Origin of the sequence: Niallia endozanthoxylica, from assembly GCF_008710145.1 — a bacterium.
GTDB lineage: Bacteria > Bacillota > Bacilli > Bacillales > Cytobacillaceae > Bacillus_BD > Bacillus_BD endozanthoxylica.
This window is the reverse complement of sequence record NZ_VYKL01000018.1, coordinates 182,642-207,429: the sequence shown is the minus strand read 5'-3', so window position 1 is coordinate 207,429 and position 24,788 is coordinate 182,642. Positions and strand designations below refer to the sequence as shown.

General features: G+C 37.8%; 19 protein-coding genes. 15 read left to right on the top strand and 4 right to left on the bottom strand.

The features are described from left to right. The first annotated feature begins 230 nt into the window (after positions 1–230). The 5 genes from ppsA (at position 231) to F4V44_RS12475 (ending at position 6,597) form a co-directional block, all read left to right on the top strand. Positions 231–2,831: a phosphoenolpyruvate synthase gene (gene ppsA, locus F4V44_RS12495; protein ID WP_150440350.1), complete on the top strand. Its 2,601-nt coding sequence runs from the start codon at positions 231–233 to the stop codon at positions 2,829–2,831. 469 nt (positions 2,832–3,300) lie between these two features. Then, positions 3,301–3,663, top strand: coding sequence for a rhodanese-like domain-containing protein (locus F4V44_RS12490; RefSeq protein WP_150440349.1), 363 nt, complete (start codon positions 3,301–3,303; stop codon positions 3,661–3,663). A 24-nt stretch (positions 3,664–3,687) separates the two neighbouring features. Then, on the top strand, positions 3,688–3,984 hold the full coding sequence (locus tag F4V44_RS12485) for a rhodanese-like domain-containing protein (protein ID WP_150440348.1): 297 nt from the start codon (positions 3,688–3,690) through the stop codon (positions 3,982–3,984). A gap of 105 nt (positions 3,985–4,089) precedes the next feature. After that, the gene (locus tag F4V44_RS12480) at positions 4,090–4,485 is read left to right on the top strand and encodes a DsrE/DsrF/DrsH-like family protein (protein ID WP_150440347.1); all 396 of its coding nucleotides are present in this window, start codon (positions 4,090–4,092) and stop codon (positions 4,483–4,485) included. A 168-nt stretch (positions 4,486–4,653) separates the two neighbouring features. Continuing rightward, positions 4,654–6,597 carry a CoA-disulfide reductase gene (locus tag F4V44_RS12475; RefSeq protein WP_150440346.1) on the top strand — a complete coding sequence of 648 codons (1,944 nt, stop codon included), beginning with the start codon at positions 4,654–4,656 and terminating at the stop codon, positions 6,595–6,597. 155 nt (positions 6,598–6,752) lie between these two features. On the opposite strand, the gene F4V44_RS12470 is transcribed toward F4V44_RS12475, so the two are convergent. Beyond that, the gene (locus tag F4V44_RS12470; protein ID WP_150440345.1) at positions 6,753–7,889 is read right to left on the bottom strand and encodes a C40 family peptidase; all 1,137 of its coding nucleotides are present in this window, start codon (positions 7,887–7,889) and stop codon (positions 6,753–6,755) included. Between the two features lie 380 nt (positions 7,890–8,269). Here F4V44_RS12470 and F4V44_RS12465 point away from each other — a divergent pair, with 380 nt between their 5' ends. The 9 genes from F4V44_RS12465 (at position 8,270) to F4V44_RS12425 (ending at position 18,966) form a co-directional block, all read left to right on the top strand. After that, positions 8,270–9,655, top strand: coding sequence for a class II fumarate hydratase (locus tag F4V44_RS12465; RefSeq protein ID WP_150440344.1), 1,386 nt, complete (start codon positions 8,270–8,272; stop codon positions 9,653–9,655). A gap of 206 nt (positions 9,656–9,861) precedes the next feature. Next, positions 9,862–10,146: a DUF3219 family protein gene (locus tag F4V44_RS12460; RefSeq protein WP_150440343.1), complete on the top strand. Its 285-nt coding sequence runs from the start codon at positions 9,862–9,864 to the stop codon at positions 10,144–10,146. An 18-nt stretch (positions 10,147–10,164) separates the two neighbouring features. Beyond that, entirely contained in the window at positions 10,165–11,160 is a 996-nt protein-coding gene (locus tag F4V44_RS12455; protein ID WP_150440342.1) for an LLM class flavin-dependent oxidoreductase, read from the top strand. Positions 11,161–11,283: 123 nt separating this feature from the next. Further along, positions 11,284–12,285: a sugar-binding protein gene (locus tag F4V44_RS12450; RefSeq protein WP_150440341.1), complete on the top strand. Its 1,002-nt coding sequence runs from the start codon at positions 11,284–11,286 to the stop codon at positions 12,283–12,285. After that, the gene (locus tag F4V44_RS12445) at positions 12,282–13,700 is read left to right on the top strand and encodes a sensor histidine kinase (RefSeq protein WP_150440340.1); all 1,419 of its coding nucleotides are present in this window, start codon (positions 12,282–12,284) and stop codon (positions 13,698–13,700) included. The genes F4V44_RS12450 and F4V44_RS12445 overlap by 4 nt, the downstream gene beginning before the upstream one ends. 17 nt (positions 13,701–13,717) lie before the next feature. Further along, positions 13,718–15,283: a response regulator transcription factor gene (locus F4V44_RS12440; protein ID WP_150440339.1), complete on the top strand. Its 1,566-nt coding sequence runs from the start codon at positions 13,718–13,720 to the stop codon at positions 15,281–15,283. Positions 15,284–15,662: 379 nt separating this feature from the next. After that, positions 15,663–17,054 carry a D-xylose transporter XylE gene (gene xylE / locus F4V44_RS12435; RefSeq protein WP_150440416.1) on the top strand — a complete coding sequence of 464 codons (1,392 nt, stop codon included), beginning with the start codon at positions 15,663–15,665 and terminating at the stop codon, positions 17,052–17,054. A gap of 181 nt (positions 17,055–17,235) precedes the next feature. After that, positions 17,236–18,237: a macro domain-containing protein gene (locus F4V44_RS12430; RefSeq protein WP_150440338.1), complete on the top strand. Its 1,002-nt coding sequence runs from the start codon at positions 17,236–17,238 to the stop codon at positions 18,235–18,237. A 78-nt stretch (positions 18,238–18,315) separates the two neighbouring features. After that, positions 18,316–18,966 carry a vWA domain-containing protein gene (locus tag F4V44_RS12425; protein ID WP_150440337.1) on the top strand — a complete coding sequence of 217 codons (651 nt, stop codon included), beginning with the start codon at positions 18,316–18,318 and terminating at the stop codon, positions 18,964–18,966. Positions 18,967–19,099: 133 nt separating this feature from the next. On the opposite strand, the gene F4V44_RS12420 is transcribed toward F4V44_RS12425, so the two are convergent. The 3 genes from F4V44_RS12420 to F4V44_RS12410 form a co-directional block, all read right to left on the bottom strand. Beyond that, entirely contained in the window at positions 19,100–19,744 is a 645-nt protein-coding gene (locus tag F4V44_RS12420) for a PepSY domain-containing protein (RefSeq protein WP_150440336.1), read from the bottom strand. A 485-nt stretch (positions 19,745–20,229) separates the two neighbouring features. Continuing rightward, positions 20,230–21,372 carry an SLC13 family permease gene (locus F4V44_RS12415; RefSeq protein ID WP_150440335.1) on the bottom strand — a complete coding sequence of 381 codons (1,143 nt, stop codon included), beginning with the start codon at positions 21,370–21,372 and terminating at the stop codon, positions 20,230–20,232. A 367-nt stretch (positions 21,373–21,739) separates the two neighbouring features. After that, positions 21,740–22,498, bottom strand: coding sequence for an arylamine N-acetyltransferase family protein (locus F4V44_RS12410; RefSeq protein WP_150440334.1), 759 nt, complete (start codon positions 22,496–22,498; stop codon positions 21,740–21,742). A gap of 831 nt (positions 22,499–23,329) precedes the next feature. Here F4V44_RS12410 and F4V44_RS12405 point away from each other — a divergent pair. After that, positions 23,330–24,598: a competence protein CoiA family protein gene (locus F4V44_RS12405; RefSeq protein ID WP_150440333.1), complete on the top strand. Its 1,269-nt coding sequence runs from the start codon at positions 23,330–23,332 to the stop codon at positions 24,596–24,598. Positions 24,599–24,788: the final 190 nt, after the last annotated feature.

Genomic DNA, 24,788 nt, shown 5'->3' with positions numbered 1-24,788 from the left:
TACGTTATAGAACAACAGAAACTAAAACTCAGAAGAGATTAAATAGAATTAATTTAGAAAAGGACCCTGCTGATTTATCTAGGGTCATTTTCTGATGTTTCACTTTATGTGAAGGTATGGAACTCTTCCTAGTTTAATTATAGCATGGAGAAAATGGTGATTATAGACTTTTTATTCACATGGACTCCTGCTAAAATCAGTAGAACATGAATGGTTAGGAGAGATGTGGAATGAGTTCTTTCGTTCTCGGTTTTCAAAAAATAGAAAAAACACAGCTTTTGCTTGTTGGTGGAAAAGGGTTACATTTAGGGGAATTATCAAAAATGGAAGGCATACAAGTACCAGAAGGATTTTGTGTGACAACAGCGGGATTTCAAAAAGCCATCGAACAAAACGAAATGTATCATACTTTGTTAGATCAATTAACAAGACTAAAGGTAGAAGATCGAGATTTAATTGGTAAAATCAGCAGGAAAATTCGGGAAATTCTTATGGAAGGAGAAATTTCTTCTGATGTTGTCAAAGCAGTTACTCACTATCTCTCCAAGCTTGGTGATGAGCATGCTTATGCCGTGCGTTCTAGTGCGACAGCCGAAGATTTGCCAAATGCCTCTTTTGCTGGTCAACAGGACACCTATTTAAATATCATAGGTAAAGAAGCCATCCTGCAGCATATCAAAAAATGTTGGGCTTCCCTATTTACAGATCGCGCAGTCATCTACCGTATGCAAAATGGATTTGAACACAGACAAGTTTATTTATCTGTTATCGTTCAAAGAATGGTGTTCCCACAGGCTTCAGGGATTTTATTTACGGCTGATCCGATATCCTCTAACCGCAAGCTGCTATCCATCGATGCCAGCTTCGGGCTTGGTGAGGCACTGGTTTCTGGTTTGGTATCTGCTGATTGCTACAAAGTAAAGGAGGATAAAATTGTTGATCAGATGATAGCAACTAAAAAATTGGCTATCTATGGACGAAAAGAAGGCGGGACAGAGACACGCGAGATCTCTCCTAATCAGCAAAAGACGCAAACACTTACTGCCCCGCAAATTTTACAATTGGCACGTATCGGAAGAAGGATTGAAGCTTATTTTGGCTGTCCTCAAGATATCGAATGGTGTTTGGTTGATGACACCTTTTATATTGTCCAAAGCCGTCCAATCACGACTCTTTTCCCGATCCCTGAAGTGAATGATCAAGAAAACCATGTCTATGTATCTGTCGGTCATCAACAAATGATGACGGACCCCATGAAACCTTTGGGATTGTCTTTTCACCTGTTAATTACTCCTGCACCTATGCGTAAAGCTGGCGGAAGGTTGTTTGTAGATGTCACACCTATGCTAGCTTCACCTGACCGCAGAAACATGTTATTAAATACCATGGGACAACACGATCCGCTCATGAAAGACGCGCTTATGACGGTTGTAGAGCGAGGCGATTTTATAAAATCGTTACCAAATAATCAAAACTCACCGAGTCCGGGCAGAAATAATGCAGATATACTGGCAGAAATCGAAACCAATCCAACCATTGTTCATGAGTTGATTAAGCGCAGTCAAACGTCGATAGATGAGTTAAAACAAAACATTCAAACGAAATCAGGATTGGATTTATTTGATTTTATTTTGGAAGATATCAAAGAGTTAAAGAGGCTTTTATTTGACCCGCAAAGTTCAGCTGTCTTTATGGCTGCTATAAATGCTTCATCATGGGTCAATGAAAAAATGAACGAGTGGTTAGGTGAAAAAAACGCAGCAGACACGCTTTCTCAATCTGTACCAAACAATATTACATCGGAAATGGGTCTAGCGCTATTGGATGTCGCAGATGTAATCCGTCCATATCCAGAAGTAATTAAATATTTACAACATGCAAAAGATGATAACTTTTTGGATGAACTAGTTCAGTTTGATGGTGGACAGGAAGCCCGGGACGCTATCTATGATTATCTCAACAAATATGGAATGCGGTGCAGCGGAGAAATCGACATTACGAAAACTCGTTGGCGCGAAAAACCACTTACACTTGTCCCCATGATTCTCAGTAATATCAAAAACTTTGAGCCTGATGCCGGCAAGTGGAAATTTGAGCAAGGGAAACAGGAGGCTTTGGAAAAAGAACAAGAGTTATTAGTTCGATTGAAGCAATTACCTGATGGTGAACAAAAGGTAAAAGAAACAAAACGAATGATTGATTGTATTCGGAATTTCATCGGCTATCGTGAGTATCCAAAATACGGCATGATTAATCGCTATTTTGTTTATAAGAAGGCTTTACTGAAAGAAGCCGAACAACTCGTACAAGCGGGCGTTATTCGTGAAAAAGAAGATATATACTACCTCACTTTTGATGAACTTCGCGAAGCTGTACGTACAAATAAACTGAATTACGAGATTATCAACAAGCGAAAAGACGAGTACAGATTTTATGAAAAACTAACTCCGCCGCGTGTGATCACGTCCGACGGTGAAATCATTGCAGGTAAGTACAAACGAGAAAATTTACTAGACGAAGTGATTGTAGGTTTGCCTGTTTCCTCCGGAGTGATTGAGGGACGCGCACGTGTCATTTTAAACATGGAAGGGGCAGATTTAGAAGATGGAGATATATTAGTCACCGCTTTTACTGATCCTAGTTGGACACCACTGTTTGTATCTATAAAAGGCCTAGTCACCGAAGTTGGTGGATTGATGACCCATGGAGCTGTTATCGCACGTGAATATGGCTTACCGGCAGTGGTCGGAGTAGAAAACGCTACCAAACAGATAAAAGATGGGCAACGAATTCGTGTCAACGGAACAGAAGGATATATTGAAATCTTATAATGTCTGAATAGGTCTAGATTTTTCGTGCTTTATCGAATGAAGCAAAATTCAAAAACATGGTTCAATTGATTCAAAGCTTACCGAAGCGATTAAGCGGAAAATAGTTTTTCGGGAATCTTTCTTTCGTTCATTGGAATTTTATTATTTTGTATATGGCACACTATTTAATTAAGAAAGGATGCAAGAGAACCTAGCCGCTCTGCTTCCTTTCTTAATTTAGCTTGGTTTATTAACATGATTCGTTAACATAGCCTTTTATTTAAAGATACACAGTACAGTATATTTAAGGTGCATTTAATATTTTCATTTATCTTATTGACGATATACCTATTGGGGTATATAATTAAGCCTGTAAATAATATTTCTTCCGTTGAAGGAGGATGAAGAGAAATTTAAAGAAGGTTTATTTTTTTAATCAAACATATACCCGCATAGGTATAAAATAAGATTGAATTTGGGAGGTTGCCAAATGGAATATGTAAATGTTCTCGTTATTGCCTTTTTTTTCTACTTTATGCTTAAGAGATTCTTACCAACAAAGGGTGTTAACCTTATTTCAACAACAGAATTAAAAGCCGAATTACATGACAAAAACAAACAATTCGTTGATGTCCGCACACCCGGAGAATTTCAGGGAAATCATATTAGAGGTTTTAAAAATATTCCTCTTCATCAACTAGCCCAAAAAGCAGAGAAAGAACTGTCGAAAGAAAAAGAGGTCATTGTGATTTGTCAAAGTGGAATGAGAAGTGGGCAGGCTAGTAAGACTTTAAAGAAATTAGGATTTTCAAAGGTAACAAATGTCAAAGGAGGTATGAGTGCTTGGTCGTAAATAGATAGCAGGAGGAATTTTAAAATGAAACAAATCACAGCAACACAAGTTAATAGGTTATTAAACGAAGGAAAGCTATTAACTATTATTGATGTTCGTGAAGTTAATGAAGTGGCAGCCGGGAAAATTCCAGGTGCTGTAAACATTCCATTACGATTAATCGAGTTTCGAATGCATGAGCTAGATAAATCAAAAGAGTATATCCTCGTTTGCCATTCAGGCGGCAGGAGCGGTCGAGCCATGCCATTCCTTGAAAGCCATGGATTTAACGTGATGAACTTAACAGGCGGAATGCTTGCTTGGGAAGGAATGGTTGAATAATTTTTTTTACAATCATAATACCCCAATAGGTAATTTGAGGGATATAGTGATACATTTAGTTAGAATCATAGTCTTTTATTTTATATGTAAACAGGAGGAATAATAATGAGTGAAAAAGTAGCAATTATTGCAAGCAATGGTGGATTATTCGATGCATACAAGGTTTTTAATATTGCAACAGCAGCGGCTTCAATGGATCAAGAGGTGGCTATTTTCTTTACCTTTGAAGGATTAAACTTAATTCATAAAGAAGCCAATCATCAGCTGCCAATGCCAGAAGGTAAAGAACATTTTGCCGAAGGTTTTGCAAAGGCCAATGTACCTTCTATTCCCGATATGGTTACCATGGCAATTGAACTCGGAGTTAAATTAATTGGCTGTCAAATGACAATGGATGTCATGGGACTGGAGAAAGAAGTATTTGTTGATGGGATTGAAGTCGGCGGTGCTGTAACCTTCCTGCAATTTGCGAAAGATGCGGATGTCACACTGACTTTCTAATTTATATGTAAGAGTATGACGCTTGCAAGCCGAATTCAGCATAATCTGTTTTACTTGCAAGCGTTTGAACAAAATCTGTTATATATTTCTTTAATTTCATTAATACCATACAGGGTATAATAAGTGATTGGTATAAAAAATTACGCATAAAAATTAGGAGGATTTTCCATGACACAAAAAGTAATTATCGTAGGCGGAGTTGCAGGCGGAGCCACAGCAGCAGCAAAGTTAAGAAGACTAAGTGAAGAAGTAGAGATTATTCTTGTAGAACGCGGAGAATATATTTCCTTTGCTAACTGTGGTTTACCCTATTATATTGGTGAAACCATCACAGACAGAAGTAAATTATTAGTCCAAACAGTTGAAGGTATGTCGGAACGATTCCAAATGGATATTCGAAACTTAAGTGAAGTAGTGAGCATTGATCCGGAACATCATATGGTAACCATTAAAAATTTACGAACCGATGAAGAATACACAGAAACCTATGACAAATTACTGTTATCGCCTGGGGCAAGCCCGATTGTACCTCCAATCCCTGGTCTAAAAGAAAGTGAAGCATTATTTACTTTACGAAATATTCCCGATACGGATAAAATCAAAAATTATGTCGATCAACAAAAACCGAAAAAAGCAGTTGTTGTCGGCGGTGGATTTATCGGGATTGAAATGGCAGAAAACCTAGTTGATCGCGGGATTGAAGTAACAATTATTGAAATGTCAAACCAAGTCATGGCACCTATTGATTATGAAATGGCAAGTATTTTACATGCACATATTAAAGAAAAAGGTGCTCGATTAATAGTAGAAAATGGTGTGCAATCTTTTGCAGATAATGGCAAGAAAATCATTTTATCTGATGGAACAGAAGTAGAAACAGATATGACGATTCTTTCAATAGGAGTAAGACCGGAAAATGAATTAGCGAAAAAAGCCGGACTTGAATTAGGGGCAAGAGGCCACATTATAGTCAATGAATATCTTCAGACATCTAATAAGGATATATATGCTGTAGGAGACGCAATTGAAGTAGTAGATTATATTAATGGCAGTCAAACCGCGATTCCTCTTGCTGGTCCGGCAAATAGACAAGGTCGTATTGCAGCGAAAAATATGATCGGACAAAAAGAGAAATATCAAGGAACACTGGGTACATCAGTGGTCAAAGTATTCGATTTAACGGTGGCTTCAACTGGAAACAATGAAAAAACATTAAAACGGATGGGAATTCCTTATGAGGTCCTTCATATCCATCCGAGTTCACATGCCGGCTATTATCCGGGTGCTGCGCAAATTTCATTAAAACTTATTTTTGATAAAGAAACAGGTAAAATATATGGTGCACAAGCTGTAGGAGCAGATGGAGTTGAAAAACGTATTGATGTTATTGCAACAGCGATTAAAGGCAGATTAACAGTAGAAGATTTAACCAATCTGGAACTATCTTATGCACCGCCATATTCTTCCGCAAAAGATCCAGTGAACATGGCTGGTTATGTAGCAACGAACTTACTCGAAGGAGAGTTAGAACATGTTCAGTGGCATGAAGTAGATCAAATAATCGAAGATGGCGGACTGTTAATTGATGTCCGTGAACCGATGGAACGAGAATTTGGTTATATTAAAGGGTCTATCAATATTCCATTAAACGACCTTAGAAAGAGATTACATGAAATTCCAAAGGATCAAACAGTTTATGTCAGCTGTCAAGTTGGTTTAAGGGGGTATTTAGCGGCCCGTATTTTGAAAAATAACGGATATCATGTGAAAAATGTGGATGGCGGCTGGAAAACCTATTCCTCTGTCTATGGCAGTAATATTCCTGTTGAGGTGGAGACAACAACGAATGATTTAGGTGAAACCATGATTCCAGATGAAAAGGATATAAAAGTGCACGAAGTGGTTGATGTAACGGGATTAACTTGTCCTATGCCGATTGTTAAATTAAAAAAAGGGATAGAGACCATTGAAAGCAATCAAATTTTAGAACTTCATGCAACAGACCGAGGAACATTAAGCGACTTACCTGCATGGTCGAAAAATGCTGGACACAGCATCTTAAAAACAGAACAAGAAGGCCCAGTCATTAAATTTTGGATTAAAAAGAAATAGAAACATAAGAAACGAGTATTCAGAAGAGAGTAAGATCTTAAGCTTTGAATACTAACATAGAAAAAGCATGAAAGCAGCGCCTTTAGAATAAAGGTTAGCTGCTTTTTTTAAACAACAAAAGAAGCCCTAAAAAAAGGCTTCACACTTGTTCTTTTTTACATATTAAGTTTTTTGGCCCCTAAATAACGGGCTTTCCAGTAGGGATTATTAATATCAGTAATGGTTACACCGGTAGATGATCCAGCATGAATGAATTGGTTGTCACCCATATAGATGCCCGCATGGGATGGACCTGGTTGATAAGTTGTAAAAAATACAAAATCACCCTTTTGTGGAGCTGAAACAGGGGTTGTGCCATTCCAAAGAGTTTCAACCGTACGAGGGATGGAGACTCCTTGATTATTGTAAACATAGTTTAAGAAACCAGAGCAATCAAAGCCAGAGGGCGTGTTTCCTCCCCATACATAGGGAACACCCATGTACTTCTTCGCTTCTTCGATGATCGCATCCACATGGAGTGTTTTTTCTGCTGCAGGAGCAGGTTCCGATGTACTATCTGATGTTAATTTCAACACTTGTCCAACATAGATGGTATCACTTGTTAGATTATTATATGACTTCAATTGTGACAAGGTTAATCCATAAGATTTAGAGATAAGAGATAAAGAATCACCAGACTTTACTGTATAAGTTTTACCATTCTGTTCGACAACGGGAGACTGCTCGACTGGAGTACCCGAAACCTTTAACACCTGACCAACTGTAATCATGTCTGAGGTAAGAGCATTTAAAGTTTTTAAGGATGTCACTGTTGTGCCATATTTTTTTGCGATTAAGGAGAGACTATCCCCTGATACAACCGTATACGTTCCAGTTTCCTGAGGAGCAGGCGGTGTAGATTCTGCTGCACCAACCTTCGGCACATTCAATATTTGTCCGATATTGATCATGTCAGAAGTTAAGTGATTAATAGATTTTAATTCAGATATTGTTATATTGTGATTTTTTGCAACGAGAAACAGAGTATCACCTGACTTGACTATGTAAGTGCCATAGATAGTGGGTGATGGTGGAGCAATTAATACCAGTTCTTGACCAACATAGATGGTATTTGAAGTGAGTTGATTCCAATAGAGTAAATCCTGAATCGAAATATTATTGGTTGAAGCGATTTTCCAAAGGGTATCACCTGATTGGACTTTATAAATCAATTCATCTGCAGATACTTGAGGAGAATACGCCGTAACCAATATTCCAACAGAAGTAGCTGCCATAAATAGTTGTTTTTTCAAACCATTGCCTCCGTTAATTATCAAAGTTGTTTTGTTGTGAAAACTGTAACAAGAGAATTGTAACTTGATAACTAGGGAACTTATACCCTAAAAATATTGGAAACAATAAAGTCAACACAACTGCTTGATGAAATACCATTTGGATGGACTATTTCATCAAGCTGAGTCTTTTTACTTTCCAATTTCAGAGGACGTCAATCTACTATAATTGAACGCGTGAATCGTTCCCGCGTTTCTGTTTCCTGTATTTCCAATTTCGAATGGGATAATCTATACAAGATGAGAAATGGGCCAAAGAGGTTTTAGAAAGAATGTACGCTGTTAGATACTTTTCTTACGTAGTTATTATAGGCGATTCTATACAAGGAGGGATGGTACATATGAAATCTGCACAACCATATCGGATGGAGAATGATCCATTAGGTGAAGTGAAGGTTCCTGTATCCGCATATTATGGGGCTCAAACCCAGAGGGCTGTTGATAATTTTCAAATTAGCGGAACAAAACTACCGAGATCATTTATAAAAGCACAAGGAATCATTAAAGCATCAGCGGCAATAGCAAACATCGAAACAGGAAAACTTTCCAATGAGATGGGGAGGGCGATTCTGCAAGTCTCCGAGGAAGTCATCATAGGTAAATGGGACGAATATTTTGTTGTTGATGTGTATCAAGCAGGTGCTGGTACCTCTCAAAATATGAATGCAAATGAAGTGATTGCGAACCGTGCTTCCGAATTATTAGGGGGGACATTGGAATCAAAGCTAGTACATGCGAACGATCATGTGAATATGTCGCAATCGACAAACGACACGTTCCATGCTGCAATCAATGTGGCAGCGGCAGATAACGTTGTTCACAAGCTGATTCCTGCTATTTCACAATTAATAGAAGATCTTCAAAAGAAATCAGTAGAGTTCATGCCCATTAATAAGTCTGGTCGAACCCATTTACATGACGCTGTACCAATAAGATTAGGCCAAGAATTTTCTGGATATGCAGGAACCATTCAAGCGGTTTTAAATCAAATAGAGAACAGTCTTGATCGATTGTATGAAATTGGGCTTGGCGGCAATGCCATTGGGACAAAAATTCATTTGCACGAACAATATATTCCGATTGTAATGAAAGAAGTGTGCAATCGAACCAAATTACCTTTTAGAGAACCAAGTGATATGTTCCAGTTTATGCAAAATCCTAGCAGTGCCATTGGGATGATGCTAAGTCTCAAAGAATTATCGATACATCTAATTAAAATAACAAGTGATTTAAGACTGCTAAGTTCAGGTCCTAGAACAGGTCTAGCAGAAATTACACTTCCATCCGTTCAACCAGGTTCGAGCATTATGCCAGGAAAAGTGAATCCTGCGATTTTAGAGATGGTCCATATGGTATGTTGCCAAGTGATTGGCTATGAAGCGGCCATTGCTGCAGCTGGAATGGCCGGTCAGCTAGAAATCAATGTCATGATGCCTCTCATTGCATATACTTTACTTCAATCGATTGAAATCATGTCAAATGCGATACAAACTCTTGCGACAAAATGTATCCAAGGAATTCAAGCAGATAAGGATAAATGTAAACAATGGATGGAATCCAGTCTGGCGTTAGTTACCGGTTTAAATCCTTCCCTGGGATTTGATTTAGCCTCACAAATTGGTTTGCAAGCGGACGAAGATAATAAAACAATCGAACAGGTTCTTAGTGAGAAGGGGTTGCTAACAGATGAAACAAAAGCAGCCATTGATCCCAATGGAATGTTGTGACTGAAAGGTAAAGAATGTTGGTGTCTGACCCCATGACTGTCTGCGGGTCAGGCATTATTTATTTAGAGTGGTTCTGGGGAGGATTGTGGCACATGTCATCATGTCGTCGGTTCGTCTAATAAATTCGTTATTCTTATCATAACTTTATTTTTGCTACCTTTTTATCCAAGTGATATTCTTTAAAAAAAGGAAAAGGAGACGATTTTGTGGCAGAAGAAATCATATTAAATAATACTAAAATCAATGTACATAGGTTTGAACATCGAAAAGTAGATCATTTACATGAAATCTCAGTTGGTTTTGAAGTGACAAGTGAGCAGTATCATGATATAGCAACGCTATTATACGAAGGGACATTTGATGTGCAGGTACCTGAGGAAGCCTTAACGTTTAGAGGTACCATTAGGCAATATTCTACTTCCATTTCAAATTTGTATGAAGAAGGGCAGGTTGGTGATTATTCATTAACTTTGCTTGAAGTGAAGCATTAAGAAAGTAGGGCAGATGTGATGAAATTAAGTATTTTGGACCAGGCGCCGATTTCTTCTAATCAAACAGCCAAAGAGGCATTAGGGGAATCTATGAAACTGGCACAAGCTGGTGAAACATTAGGATACATTCGCTATTGGATTGCCGAACATCATGATTTACCGGGACTTGCATGCTCAGCCCCCGAAGTGATGTTAAGTTATATTGGAGCGAACACAAATAACATACGGATCGGTTCAGGAGCAGTATTATTGCCGTATTATAAACCGTATAAAGTGGCAGAAGTTTATCATATGCTGGCAACCTTGTTCCCTAACCGGATTGACGTTGGGATAGGACGAGCTCCTGGCGGGTCAGCTGAAGCGACCAATGCATTATCTGATAACTTTTTGCAGCAAGTGTGGAGCATGCCGGATTTAGTGAAAGATTTGCTTCATTTTTTAGATAACTCTCTCCCTGAAAATCACAAGTACTCGAAAGTGACAGCTTCTCCGCTCCCAGAAGTTTCACCAGTACCTTGGATTTTAGGCACAAGTAAAAAAAGTGCGATATTAGCAGCACAAAATGGTTTGCCTTATGCTTTTGGACAGTTCATGAGTGATAAGGACGGGGCATCAATTATTCAAACATATAAGGATTCTTTTACACCGAGAAAACAAGGCGACCGTCCGAAGGTCATCCTGACGGTTTCAGCTATATGTGCAGAAACGAATGACAGAGCAGAAGAAATAGCTCTAAGTCCTCTTATTTGGTCCTTGTTAAAAGAAAAGGGAGAAGGCCATCATGGCATTCCATCTATTCAAGAAGCAAAGGAATATGTACTAAATGAAACAGAAAAAAATACATTGCAAAAGATGAAACAGAACATGATTATTGGGAACCCTCATGTAGTGAAAGAGAGACTGAATGAGCTGCAAATTCTCTATCAAGCAGATGAAATAATGATTGTGACGATTACCCATTCCCCGGAGGATCGGATACATTCTTATCAATTGATTGCAAAAGAATCGCTATAAAAGAGCTATCGTATTTACTTAAGTTATCAGATGATGGCTCTTAAACATGGGGATGTGTGCTTAAGAATAGAGCTGTGATATTTTTTATAAGCGCACTAGATGATTATTTTGATAGGAGGCAGCATGAATCGCACATCGATTATTTACAGTATCCTAATTGCAGCACTTCTTATGACCATTGGTTTCTCTTTTTATTTTTATCAACAAGTACAGATAAATGATAAGAAAGTAGCAGATTCAATCACTTCTGAAACATCCCTGCCGGCCTATCATTTTGCTTTAATCGGTGAGGAAATGAACCATGATTATTGGCGTTTAGTTGGAGAAGGCGCCAAGAAGTCTGAATCGGAGTTTGATGTCATGGTTGAATATGAGGGACCAAAGCGTTCCAATCCCGAAGAGCAGCTTAAGCTGTTTGATATGGCGATTAAGTCAAAAGTTGACGGAATTATTGTGCAAGCCCTTAACGAAAGTTTTACGCCATTGATTAATCAAGCTGTAAATGAAGGGATTCCGGTCATCACGATTGATACGGATTCGTCCGGGAGCTTGCGTGATACCTATATCGGGACTGATAATTATTTAGCCGGTCAATTAGCGGGAAAGGCGCTAGCGGAAGATACTGGAGGGAAGGCTGCCGTTGGAATCATCACCGGCAGTTTTGATAATGCCCATCATATGCAGCGCGTTCAAGGATTTAAAGATGTTGTAGAGCCGTTTGAGGGAATCGAGATTGTAGCTATTGAAGAATCAAACATCACAAGAGTGGATACAGAGGAAAAAGCTTATGAAATGTTAGCAAAGTATGAAAACATTACCGCCTTTTATGGAACAAGTTCATATAACGGGATGGGGATTGCAGCTGCAGCAAAATCTCTAAAAAGAAAGGATGATATGTATGTGATTACCTTTGATCGGATTGATGAAAATCTTCAATTGCTGGAAAAAGGAGAAATTGATGCAATTGTAGAACAACAGCCGTTTGAAATGGGCTATAGAAGTGTGAAGACCATGATAGACCTTCTTGAAAACAGACCGGTCCAGGATGTTTATCATACAGATTTATCCATTCTTCGAAGCTCAGACCTCACTGTTGAAAAGAGCCAAAGAGGCAGAGCCTCATGATGAAAATACGCACAAAGCTGCTCATTTATTTTGCTGTAATTCTATTGTTAATTGTTATTCTATTTTTTGTTCATGAACAAGGTAACCAAAAAGTCATGGAGCTGCATGATGAGAATGTGGAACATTTATTTCTTTTAAATGAAATGACTCAAAAGACAAATGAAGCCTTTCAATCACTGCAAATATACGTTTATGAACCTTTACCTGGAAATTTAGCTTCCTACCAACAGAATAAGCAGCAGCTTCTCCAGCTGCAGCAAATGTTTGAGGAGAGTGAAGAACAAGGGATCCCGAAAAATAACTTCTTAAATATGATGACTAGTTTCCTTGAACAAGCAGATCAGACAGTCGAAGATGTTAGGAAACAGGATATTCAGAAATATTCCTTATCTTTGCATGAAGCGGAGAAAATATCAGGTTATATTCATGAGAAAACACTTAGTTTAATTAATAAGGAACTGACAAACTATCAAGCATTATCACTCCTCGTAGACGAAAAGATACAAAATACGAAAAAGATGGGGACTGCCATCCTTATTGCGATGATTATCTTAAGCATCCTATTTGCGCTTTGGTTTTCGAATGGAATCACAAGAACCATTCGACGTCTAACTTTTGCGGCAGAAGAAATTTCAACTGGATGCTATACCGGGGAGGATATCGTTGTATCGAGAAAGGATGAGCTTTGGTTTTTAACGAAGACTTTTAATGAAATGAAAAGGAATATTTTAGAATCGGTTAGTGAAATTGAGGAAAAGGCAAGGATGGCTCAGCTATTAAAAGAAATGGAATTAAAAAGCTTACAAAATCAAATTAATCCTCATTTTCTTTTTAATACGTTAAATACGATTTCAAAAATATCCTATATCGAAGGAGCAGAACGTACGAGTGACTTGATTTCTTCTGTTTCGGCTTTGCTTCGTTATAATATCGGCAATCTTAATCGTGAGACCCTGTTAAAGGATGAAGTGAACATCGTAAAGGAATATTTTTTTATCCAAAAAACGCGTTTCGGTGATCGAGTCGAGTTTATCCAAAACGTTGATCCAACATGCCTTTCAACTCCGCTCCCTTGCCTGACACTTCAGCCTATTATTGAAAATGCCTTTATACATGGGATTGAAGGGATGACTGAAGGGGCGAAAATTGAATTGCATATTTATGAAGAACATGAAAGGGTCTGTATTGATGTGAAGGACAATGGGGTTGGAATGGATCCGCAAACGATTGATCGATTACTTGGTGCAGGGAGTAAGGAAGAAATATCTTTATCCAAAAAAGGGTCAGGCCATTCCACGGGAATCGGCATGAGAAATGTGATGGATCGGCTTAAATTATTTAATAAGGATTGTAAAATTAATATCTCTTCAACCGTTGGAAAGGGTACAACAGTGAGTATTCAATTAACAAAATAGAGGAAAGGGGGATTCTTGTGATTAAAGTCATGTTGGTGGACGACGAATCCATTGAAAGAGAAGGACTCAAGCTTATGCTTGCGAGAAATCGTTCCGATTTTGAGGTCATTGCGGAGGCTCGAAATGGCAAACAAGCAGTGGAATTAGCGTTAAACCATCAGCCGGATTTAATTTTCATGGATATCAAAATGCCGGAAATAGATGGTCTTGAAGCGATACGGCAAATACTTCCGAAGCTTCCGAACACAAAAGTGATTATGGTGTCGGCTTTTGATACGTTTGAATATGCCCGTGAAGCAATGAAATATGGAATTAAAGAGTATTTGTTAAAACCGAGTAAAGTGTCTGAAGTCCTGGAAGCCTTTGATCGAATGATTAATGAAATCGAAGGTGAAAAACGAGCATTAATGGATAAAAAGCAAATGAATCACAGGCTGGAAAGAGCTAGTTCCGTCATCGAAATGGAATTCATTGTTTCTCTCATCATGGACCATATTCATGAATTTAATCAAGAGGACTGGGAGGAATGGGTGGACCTTGAACATAAGAAAGGGTTTATGACAGTCTTTTCGTTTGAATCAGATCATCTGCAGCCTGACCGGGAGGAAAAAAACGGTTGGTATAGAAACCTAAAACAGGCGCTGCATGAACAACCTCTTCATTGTCTGATAGGACCGTTAACAGGGTTTCAAGTTCCAGTACTGGTGTTATTGGGTGATAATGAAAAAAATGATGAGATTAGACATGACTTTGCACGCACCATCATTCATCATGTTCAAAGTCATTCGACCCATTCCCGTCTATTTGCAGGAGTTGGGATGGTTGTATCAGACGTCAAACAGTATGCTGATTCCTATATGGAGGCGGTCTATGCGCTAGAGTTAGTCCACAGTCATCCAAGTGCCGTCTATTTGGTTTATAATGAACGGCTAAAGCAAAAGCGTAATGAGATCATTCCTTTTGAAGTGGAGAAAGAGTTAGTTGAAGCCATTAAGAAAGGCGATATACAAAAAACGCTGCAAATGTTTGAATCCTATTATCAATCCATTCAACAGGCTTCAGACTATCAGGTCAGGCTTGTTCAGAAGGCGTTAGAGGATTTCTTTATCGTCTTAAATCGGTCAATGAAAGAGCTTGGATTTGATGGAGATCCTCAGGTAAGCTTAGGCCAATTGGAAACAGTGATGCAAATCAAAGAAGCAGCCAAAGCACATCTGATACATGTGACGGAGCGTATTGGAGAGTGGCGCATGAACGGGATGCGCGCGTTACTTCTGCAAGCAAAGGAATATGTTGATACGAATTATCATAAATCCATTTCTCTTGAAGAGGTTGCTGAGCTGATTGGAATTAGCAGCTATTATTTAAGTAAGTTATTTAAAGATCGGTTTCATGTGACGTTTTCCGACTATTTGAAGAATCTTCGAATAGAAAAGGCAAAAGAGTATTTACAAGATGGTACAATGGCGTTTAAAGAAATCGCACTAAATATTGGGTATAAGGATCCCAATTATTTTAGCAGGGCTTTTAAAAAAGAAACAGGAATGAGCCCGCGGGAATATCGAAATCATTTTCAAAAGTAATACAGGGTGTTGCTGGAAAATTCATATAAAAAAGGATTAGGGTATAGGCCCTAATCCTTTTTTATGTGGATTCTTTCATAGATATAAAGGTAATTAGCAAGAAAGTCTAGATAATAACAAGAAAGTGAAGATGAAAGCGCTATTAGGAATGCGCTTTCATGATAATCTAAATGTGTGTTAAGAGAGCTTTCAAATGAAGAATAAAATGAATATAAATCGAATCTATTAAAAATGGTGTTGGAGTTGAGGAGGTAAGAGCTGCGTTTATCAATCAATTATGCTTTTTAGAAATGAAGACGAGGTTAGCCAATTTTGAAGGGTAAATAAGATTGTATAGATAGAAGGGAGGAAAAGAGAGAATTGCTCTCTCTTGACAAAAATGAAAAATCATCGTATGTACATTGTTTTAATTACCTTGGTCGCGACTCTTGGCGGGCTGTTATTTGGATATGATACGGCCGTTATTTCTGGTGCGGAGGCGTCGCTTCAAACCTATTTTACCGATAGTCTTGGTCTTAGTCCTCTGATTCACGGGATTACTGTATCCAGTGCATTGATTGGATGTATTATCGGGGGAATCATTTCTGGTTATCTTTCAAGCACATTAGGAAGAAAATATTCACTAGTTGTAGCAGCGGTATTATTTTTAGTATCAGCACTAGGTTCTGCGTATCCTGAGTTTTTATTTTTCACAAAAGGAGAGCCTTCGATTGCTCTATTAATTGTATTTAATATTTACCGTGTGATCGGGGGAATCGGTGTTGGTTTAGCATCAGCGGTTTCACCAATGTATATTGGAGAAATTGCTCCTTCACGCATTAGAGGTACATTAGTTTCTCTTAACCAATTTGCGATCATCTTTGGTATGTTAGTTGTTTACTTTGTTAACTTTGGAATTGCGAGAGGACAATCAATCGAATGGATTAATGATATTGGTTGGCGATATATGTTTGCATCAGAAGCCATCCCTGCATTACTATTTCTAGTTCTATTGTTTACAGTTCCGGAAACACCTAGATATTTAATTTCGAAGAATCAGGATCAGAAGGCGATGGCTGTGCTTTCAAGATTATATGATCAAGCCGTGGCAAAAGCAACGATGCTTGAAATAAAGAAATCCTTTCATGATGTTAATAAAGCAAAGCTATTTGCCTATGGTAAAGCAATTATTGTAATCGGTATTTTACTTTCTGTATTCCAGCAATTTGTTGGTATTAATGTGGCCCTTTATTATGCACCACGTATATTCGAAAGCATGGGTGCTGGAAGAGATGCTTCCATGTTTCAAACGATTGTCATGGGCCTTGTGAATGTAGTCTTTACCTTGATTGCTATTTTTACAGTTGATAAATTTGGCAGAAAACCATTATTAATCATTGGTTCAATTGGTATGACCATTGGTATGTTTGGAGTAGCCGGTATGGCCTTTTCAAATGTGATTGGAATCGGTACACTCATTTTTATCATTATCTATACAGCATCCTTTATGATGTCATGGGGACCAGTGGTTTGGGTACTTATTTCAGAAATTTTCCCTAATAAAATTAGAGGACAAGCTGTGGCGATTGCTGTTGCCGCACAATGGGCAGCAAACTATTTCATCTCCTCCACATACCCAGCGATGATGGAATTTAGCGGCGGCTTAACTTATTCCTTCTATGGTATTATGAGTTTACTTTCGGCTATATTTATTTGGAAATTTATCCCTGAAACAAAAGGCAGATCATTAGAGGAATTAGAGGATATTTTAACCAACAAAAAAGGTGCGTAAGAAGAAGGATAGAATCATCCTTAAAATGCTTGTAGAATAAGTGTATAACAATAAGGATGCCTGATAGATTCTAATAAGAAAAGTGCTAGGAACCATCCAGTAAATGGATAGATCCTGGCACTTTTCTTTTGGAAAAAGTATGATAAGACATAGAGAAGTAATTTGGGAGAGTGGGATAAGAATGCCATTAGAGATTGTACGCAATGATATTACAAAAATGAAGGCAGATGCCATTGTGAATGCAGCAAATCCTGCACTGCAAATGGGCGGTGGTGTATGCGGAGCGATTTTCCGCGCAGCAGGAAAGAGTGAGCTGCAAGAAGCCTGCAATAAAATCGGAGGCTGTAAGACAGGGGAAGCGGTTATTACCCCGGGGTTTAATCTCGCTGCCAAATGGGTAATTCATACACCAGGGCCTGTTTGGCAGGGCGGTTCCAAACAAGAAGATGTTCTGCTAAAAGCTTCTTATCAGAATTCTTTAGAGCTTGCGAAGGATTATCAATGCCAGTCCATCGCGTTTCCATTGATTTCAACAGGCATTTACGGTTATCCAAAAGAGGAAGCCTTACAAATTGCTGTTGCTGCTATTAGCTCCTTTTTAATTCACCATGAAATGAATGTGTATCTAGTGGTTTTTGATAAAAATTCATTCGGATTAAGCGAAAAGTTATTTTCTTCGATCCATCAATATATAGATGAGCATTATGTAGAGGAAACGGAGAGCAAGTTTCAACGCAATCGATTGGAGGATTTTGATATTCTAGACACCTGCCAGGAAGTCGAAATGAACCTGCAGGAAATGCAAGCAGAGGAGGACGCATCATTAGCCGCCTTGCTCAACCAACTGGAGGAACCCTTTTCCAATCAGCTGCTTCGGGTAATTGATGAAAAAGGACTGACGGACGTAGAAGTGTATAAACGAGCAAATATGGACCGGCGGTTATTTTCGAAAATCCGAAATGGAGTCAATTCACCCAAAAAGAAAACAGTTCTCGCTTTAGTCATTGCTTTACAACTAAATTTGGAAGAAACGATTGAATTATTAGAGACCGCTGGATATGCCTTGTCACATAGCCATAAATTTGATGTCATTATTGAATTTTTTATCAAACAAGAGAATTATGATATTCATGAAATCAATGAAGCTCTATTTGCCTTTGATCAACCGCTGCTCGGTTCTTAAAATGTCGCTTTCTAGGCGACCTTTTCTTTTTTGAATCTTGTTATCCTAAATGTAACAAAGAAACGGAGGATGATAAGAATGAAAAGAAGCCGAACGGAAATAGTGTTTATTTTAGATAAAAGCGGTTCAATGGCAGGATTGGAAGAGGATACAATCGGCGGTTTCAATGCGATGTTAAAGAAACAGAAAAAGGCAGAGGGAGAAGCTTTTGTAACGACGGTATTATTTGATCACCGTTATGAATTATTGCACGACCGCATTCATGTGAAAAAAGTATCTCCGCTCACCGAAAAGGAATACGAGGCAGGGGGAACAACTGCGCTATTAGATGCAATAGGATTTTCGATTCAAAAGATGATTCTTGTGCAAAAAAGAGCGTGTGTGCAGGAACGAGCAGAAAAGGTTCTCTTTGTAATCACAACAGATGGAATGGAAAATGCCAGTAAGGAATATACAGCAGACAAAATCAAAAAAATGGTTCAGTATCAAAAACAGGAATATGGCTGGGAGTTCTTGTTCCTCGGGGCCAATATTGATGCCATCTCAACAGCTGAAACCTATGGAATTAACGAGGAGTTCGCTGTTAATTATCATGCTGATGAAGAAGGAACTCAGCTAAATTTTGAAGCGGTCAATGAAGCCGTCATGGATCTTCGAAGTGGAAAAGGCATTGATCGAAAATGGAAGGATGTAATTGAAAAGGACTATAGGAATCGTTCAAGCCATTAATTACATGCGACATCGACAAGTATCTAGTTATTAAAAGACCCAATGAACGAATTGATTGCTCATTGGGTCTTTTTGTGTTCTGCCACAGGGTATGCAAGTTTTTTTGTTTGTCCTCTAGAAGAAGCACCGTATGTTATTCGTCTATTTCTAGAATTTCTTCAGTTATGGCGTCAATTTTGATTTCTATGTCAGAGTTATTTTTATCGTATTCAATCGTATACTTTTGTTTTCCATCGTCTGCTTCAAGTGACCATCCTGTTGGAGAAAGACCTTCTACTTCGGCTTTTGCAGAAGCGATTTCAATAGCTTTTGCTGGGTCAATGATGGATGAAAAATCTAATGATTCATCCTTATCTCTTTCGGTTTCCACTTCATTTTCCTTTATTTCTTTTGTCGTTGCATCAATTTCTGTTTCATATTCTTTTGATGAATCAAAACCATCAAAATCATAATGCAATCGACCAGAGTCCGTATCTAAGTCAACAGATTCGATTTTTGCGTCTGGATGAGCTTCTTTAAAGACATTCACAGCCTCTGTCAAAGAGACAGCTGGATTTGTGATGTCAACAGTAGTAAACGTATTTTGTGTGCCAGCATTGCTAGAATCTTTAACAGCGTTTGATTCGTTAGTTGCCGTTGTACTGTTTGTTGTGTTGGATTCGCTCGTCGTATTTGGCTGATTGGTCGAACCCTCATTTTCATTTGTTGTATCTGTACCACATGCTGTTAACAAAAGTAGGGTGCATCCTGTTACGATTAATTTTTTGAACATACTCATTCTCTCTCCTCATCTATTTTATGAAATGTTGATTGCTTGTCCTTTATTAAGGCTACACTTTAATCTTAAAGAATAAACATTAGAAAACGATGAGAAACAGATTAAATTTACATAAGATTAATAATAGATAGGAGTGAGTAGTTGTAGAAGAAATGCTTATGATTAAAGTGATTATGGTTGACTTTAAACGGGTGGTTTTCTTGTATAAAACAGGGGAGATACATACGATATTTGAGGGGTATTTTTATCGGATTGTTTTAGGATCCTTTATCCGTACAAAACTTCTACTTGTCTTCTCGAAGAAGCGTCACTGTGTTTTATTGTCATTAAGCAGAGAGAAACCCCCAATGTGATAATGGTTTCTCTGCCATTCTATTATCACATTGGGGGTTTTCTTTTATGATTAAATGAAATGATTACCCATTCATTCGAAACGTTTTTTCGGTTGTCTCTACTGTTCTCGTGTCCCAGAGTACAGTTGTTCCTTATATAATTAAAAAAATAACATACTGAAAGAAGGCTAGGATGATTAAAAACGCGATATTATACATACTAAATGTAAGCAGGTATTTCTTTGATTCCAGCGGTTTTGCCTGAATAAATATCTTATAAGAAATGACACTAGCAAGCGACGCGATGATGGTTCCAAGTCCGCCAATATTTACGCCTAGCAATAGCGGCTGCCAGTCGGCTGTAAAGTTTGCCAGAAGAATAGCAGCCGGAACATTGCTGACGAATTGGCTAAGAATAATCGAACTAAAAAAGACAGACGTGCTATCCTGAAATCCTGTGTTCGCTATCGTTTGGATTGCTTCTGTATTCGAAATATTTCCGATAAAAACAAAAAAGCTAATAAACGTAATCAGCAGCAAATAATCAATTTTTACCAATAAATTTCGATTTAAAATCACTGCAGCCATAACGGTTATCAAAAATGAGATGGTTTGACTAATGAAGCCAAAGATCGAAGCAATAATCACCGCTAATACCATGCCCCATATCCATGCTTCATATCGATTAGCAATAGGAATAGAAGGCAGTTCTACCTTTAATTGTTTTTTTGGCAGTCTCATTGTAAAAATAAATAACAAACCGATGCCAACAGCCGCAACGACAAGAACGGCCGCAAAAAAGTCAAAAGGCTTAATGTCATAATGGGAAAAGAGAAACAGATTTTGCGGGTTTCCCATAGGTGTTAAGCTGCTGCCAATATTGGCAGCAATTGTCTGAAGAACAATGGTCTCGCTCACAGGCATGCCCGTCTTTTGACTAATAATGACCGTCAGAGGCACAAAGGTAAGTAAGGCCACATCGTTTGTCACGAACATGGAGCTAACAAAGCAAAGGGCGATGAGAATGGATGACACGGTTCGGCTGTTATGGCTTTTATTTAAGATCGTAATGGCGAATTTATCCAGCACCTTCAGTTCTTCAAGCGCCTTAATGGCAATCATCAGGTTAAATAAACTAACCATCACATGGAAATTAATGTACTCCAACTTTGGCATTTGCACAAAACAACTCGCGACAGCCAAGATAAAGGAGAAGGTGAACACTAAGTCCTTTTTCAAAAAGCCAAGGGGAATATTTATTCTTTGTTTTCTTCGGATGTCTACATTTTGTTCCACTCTATATCACCAGCAATCTCATATTTATCATGTAAATAAAATCAATGAATACATTAAATTCAAAGATTGCGATTGTCAATGGAAATTTGGTGGGAATGTAGCATGTGTCACAAGGACCATATGAATAATCAAGAATTTTGGTATCTAGACTTTTGTCTCCGTAATTTTTCCCACTCTTCACAAGCAGTAAAACCCCTACTTCAAGATTATGTGTATACAATAGAAGATAGGTGAGGTTCAACCGATTCGTGAGAGAAGGATTTTCTTCAAGATTCATTCAGCTATTAGAAAATCCAATCAGACTCTGAGTGACTAACCATTAGTGTGGATGAAGAAATCCCCCACTGATGGACGTTTCACTTTAGGATTATAGGTTTAATTGAAAATAGCGTTGAACGGCTTCATTCATTTCATGTTCTGCTAATTTCACTTTTGTTTTTTCTCTGCCTTTGACAATAATTAAGGTGTCTCCTAACAAGGTGATCCGTCCTTCTTCTGTTACTCTGGACAAGAAATACATCTTATTAAACTTAGATTCAGGAGATGTTTCAGTCAGCACGCATAAAGGATAGATATTGTCTAAATTCCAGATATTTGAAGGGGTTTCAAATCGATATTGTGTTTCCCACTCGCTGTCGGTCTTTTTTTGCAAATAGAACAGTGATAACGTTTCGTCTTTTTTTACTCGGTACATTCCATCACTATCTCTAACTTCCTCCCCGTTTAATGGAACAGGCAGTCTCGGGCAATTCCCTCCAAATCCAACATCTACCAAATATTCTTTATTTTCAATTGGTACGATGATAAACAAATGGCCATTCTCAAGCGCCCAAATTCCATTTCCCGCATATACAGTACCGGCCATTAACGAAGGATTAAAACCAAGCTCTTTTAACAGATGATAAAATAAACCGTTTAACTCATAACACACACCGCCGTGTTGATTGAGTATTATTTTTTTATAAAGACTATCTTTACTCAATGAAAGAGGCTTTTTATTCAAAATATCCAAATTCTCAAAGTGTATATTGAGAACATGCTGTTTTTGAAGATGTGACAAATAATCGAGATTCCTTTCAGCTTGCTTTACCGCTTGAATACGATCTAAATAGTTTCTTATATTCATGTTTTATCTCCTAACTTTGTTAAGAATACATTCGGTCAACCAAAGACTGCATTTTTACTAAAGCATATAACGATAGTGATAAAAATGAAAGATTAAAGGGTATTGGTGTACGATACACGGAATGGTACATCTTTTTTTAGTATGTTTAATTTTCAATGAGGTTTCACTTCATGCAATTAACTCAATCGAATTAAAGAACCGTCCCTCATGTATCCTGGCTCCTACGTTAGCAATTTTATTACCTTTTTATAAGTTTGAATCAAAAATAGCCAATTGCGCCAGAATGGATATCCATTCTGGCGCAATTAATATCAATTGTCCCGGAATTTGACCATTTTGCGGACCAATTTGAGTTTTTCAACATTGTACAAGCTTTTTTTATTTTTATACATTGGGCTAGAGGGAAAATGAAGCACCTTCCATGGGAGGGGTTTTTTAGCAAAACAGCATGAAATTCAAGAGGAATGGACAGATGGCTAAGCTGAACTATAACACAATCAAAAACTATCAATCTTTTGCGGCAATCGAGGACATGGATGGCAGTGCGCGGGTTTTTATATAAATGTAAATCCTCTCTATCAGATGGGGCGGTGAAGGTTTTACTGCCCATTACGAGTGGGATAAATCAAATCATACACAATTTAAACAACTTGGTACCTTCCATAGGTTAAAATGAGGCGAAGAATGAGTCAAATTGACCTGTGGAAAAGGACATCCTGAACTAAGCAATACCAGAGAGTACTTCATAGATTACAACAGAGAATAAAAATAGATTAGTTTTATATAATTTCTCCCACTAATTTGGTAATCTAGCATTAAGAGGTGAGAGGAATGCGAGAAGCTTTTCATGTCATTGATAGAGTGATAGAAAGGTTACCTACACATTTAACAAAAGATGAAGTGGAGTCTTATAGACAACTTGCACGAAAAGGCATTTTCCAATGTCCCTTTTGCCATGCGGAAGTAGTGATTAAGTATGGAGAAGTAAAAGAAATCCATTTCTCACATAAGCACTCAGAGGCTTGTGCGGAATCAATCGCTGCAGATAAAGCAGAAAAAAAGTATAAGAAACAAATTGAAAGAGAAACATCTCAGCATAAGACACTCATAGATATTTTTATGGATGAATTGAAAATGACTTCAAAAATGAATTCTAGTATGTCTGTGGATTACGGTTACAAGGCAAAAACGGATTTAAAATATTATCCAGACATTTGGTTGAAACTGGATAAAAATGAAGTCGCTCTATCGATTGTTACAAATGTTAACCCTGCATCAGATCAAACACTTGCAAAAGAAATGAAAAAACGGCACATCTATTTTCTTGAACAAGGCATGCATCCTGTTTGGTTTATAGAAAATAAAGAAATAGCGATTGAAAAAGAAAAACATGCGATTGTTTTATGGGAGGCAGAGGATTCAATTGCCCTTTATACTACGGAAGATAGAAAATGGGAAAATATGCTAAATTTAACAGCTAAAGATTTATCATTCTTTCACCTTTATGATTATTTACCATCAATGACTGAATTGAATATTGAGGTTAGAAGTTTATATTATATACGTTCAAATGACAATGGAATTTCTGTGCTCATCCATCGCTTTGTGAAGGATCGGGATACGAAGCCATGTAGAGCCTTTATTTTGGGAGAAGGTTATGATATCCCTTTTTCCAAAGCGCTGGCTCTAAATAATGGCAGGTTAAATCTAAGTGATAGCTATATTGAAGCGCATAATCGAGAACAATTTATAGAGAAGCATCAAAATCTGATAAGCCAAAAAGCAGAAGAAGAGAAAGTAAGGCAAGAATATGAGGAACAGTTAAGAAAAGAACGGGAAAAGCAAAAGGATTTATTACGTGAGCAGATGGTAGAAGAAAGAAAAAAGCAGCATGAAGCAAATAATCGAAAAAAAGAAATGAACTATAATGACTTGAAAATTTTACTGAAGCAGAGAATACATCTTACCCAACAGGAACAGATAGAGCTCTGGTCAACATACATGCTCCCAAAAATAGGAGCGAAAAATGCTCAAAAGGTTTGGGATATTGTTGAAAAGAATAATATTCATTCGTTTGCTGAATTAAGAAAATTTTTGTAGTTTGATGTATTCCACAGATTCAGTGGGATGCTTGTATACTTACTAGAAGCACTACATAGCTTTATTTTAATTAGAAGGAAGTCTTTGTTTAATCTTCTGTTTTAGGAGTCTTTATCCATACAAAACTTCTAATTGTTTTTTAAAGAATCGTCACTGCGTTTCATTGTCTTTAAGTATAGGAAAACCCTCA

What these genes read in the sequence shown, in the direction of transcription:
- ppsA (WP_150440350.1), top strand. Translation starts at nt 231, where the DNA reads ATGAGTTCTTTCGTTCTCGGTTTTCAAAAAATAGAAAAAACACAGCTT.
- F4V44_RS12425 (WP_150440337.1), top strand. Translation starts at nt 18,316, where the DNA reads ATGAAAAGAAGCCGAACGGAAATAGTGTTTATTTTAGATAAAAGCGGT.
- F4V44_RS12450 (WP_150440341.1), top strand. Translation starts at nt 11,284, where the DNA reads ATGAATCGCACATCGATTATTTACAGTATCCTAATTGCAGCACTTCTT.
- F4V44_RS12490 (WP_150440349.1), top strand. Translation starts at nt 3,301, where the DNA reads ATGGAATATGTAAATGTTCTCGTTATTGCCTTTTTTTTCTACTTTATG.
- F4V44_RS12445 (WP_150440340.1), top strand. Translation starts at nt 12,282, where the DNA reads ATGATGAAAATACGCACAAAGCTGCTCATTTATTTTGCTGTAATTCTA.
- F4V44_RS12475 (WP_150440346.1), top strand. Translation starts at nt 4,654, where the DNA reads ATGACACAAAAAGTAATTATCGTAGGCGGAGTTGCAGGCGGAGCCACA.
- F4V44_RS12405 (WP_150440333.1), top strand. Translation starts at nt 23,330, where the DNA reads ATGCGAGAAGCTTTTCATGTCATTGATAGAGTGATAGAAAGGTTACCT.
- xylE (WP_150440416.1), top strand. Translation starts at nt 15,663, where the DNA reads ATGAAAAATCATCGTATGTACATTGTTTTAATTACCTTGGTCGCGACT.
- F4V44_RS12480 (WP_150440347.1), top strand. Translation starts at nt 4,090, where the DNA reads ATGAGTGAAAAAGTAGCAATTATTGCAAGCAATGGTGGATTATTCGAT.
- F4V44_RS12420 (WP_150440336.1), bottom strand. Translation starts at nt 19,744, where the DNA reads ATGAGTATGTTCAAAAAATTAATCGTAACAGGATGCACCCTACTTTTG.
- F4V44_RS12485 (WP_150440348.1), top strand. Translation starts at nt 3,688, where the DNA reads ATGAAACAAATCACAGCAACACAAGTTAATAGGTTATTAAACGAAGGA.
- F4V44_RS12465 (WP_150440344.1), top strand. Translation starts at nt 8,270, where the DNA reads ATGAAATCTGCACAACCATATCGGATGGAGAATGATCCATTAGGTGAA.
- F4V44_RS12455 (WP_150440342.1), top strand. Translation starts at nt 10,165, where the DNA reads ATGAAATTAAGTATTTTGGACCAGGCGCCGATTTCTTCTAATCAAACA.
- F4V44_RS12410 (WP_150440334.1), bottom strand. Translation starts at nt 22,498, where the DNA reads ATGAATATAAGAAACTATTTAGATCGTATTCAAGCGGTAAAGCAAGCT.
- F4V44_RS12430 (WP_150440338.1), top strand. Translation starts at nt 17,236, where the DNA reads ATGCCATTAGAGATTGTACGCAATGATATTACAAAAATGAAGGCAGAT.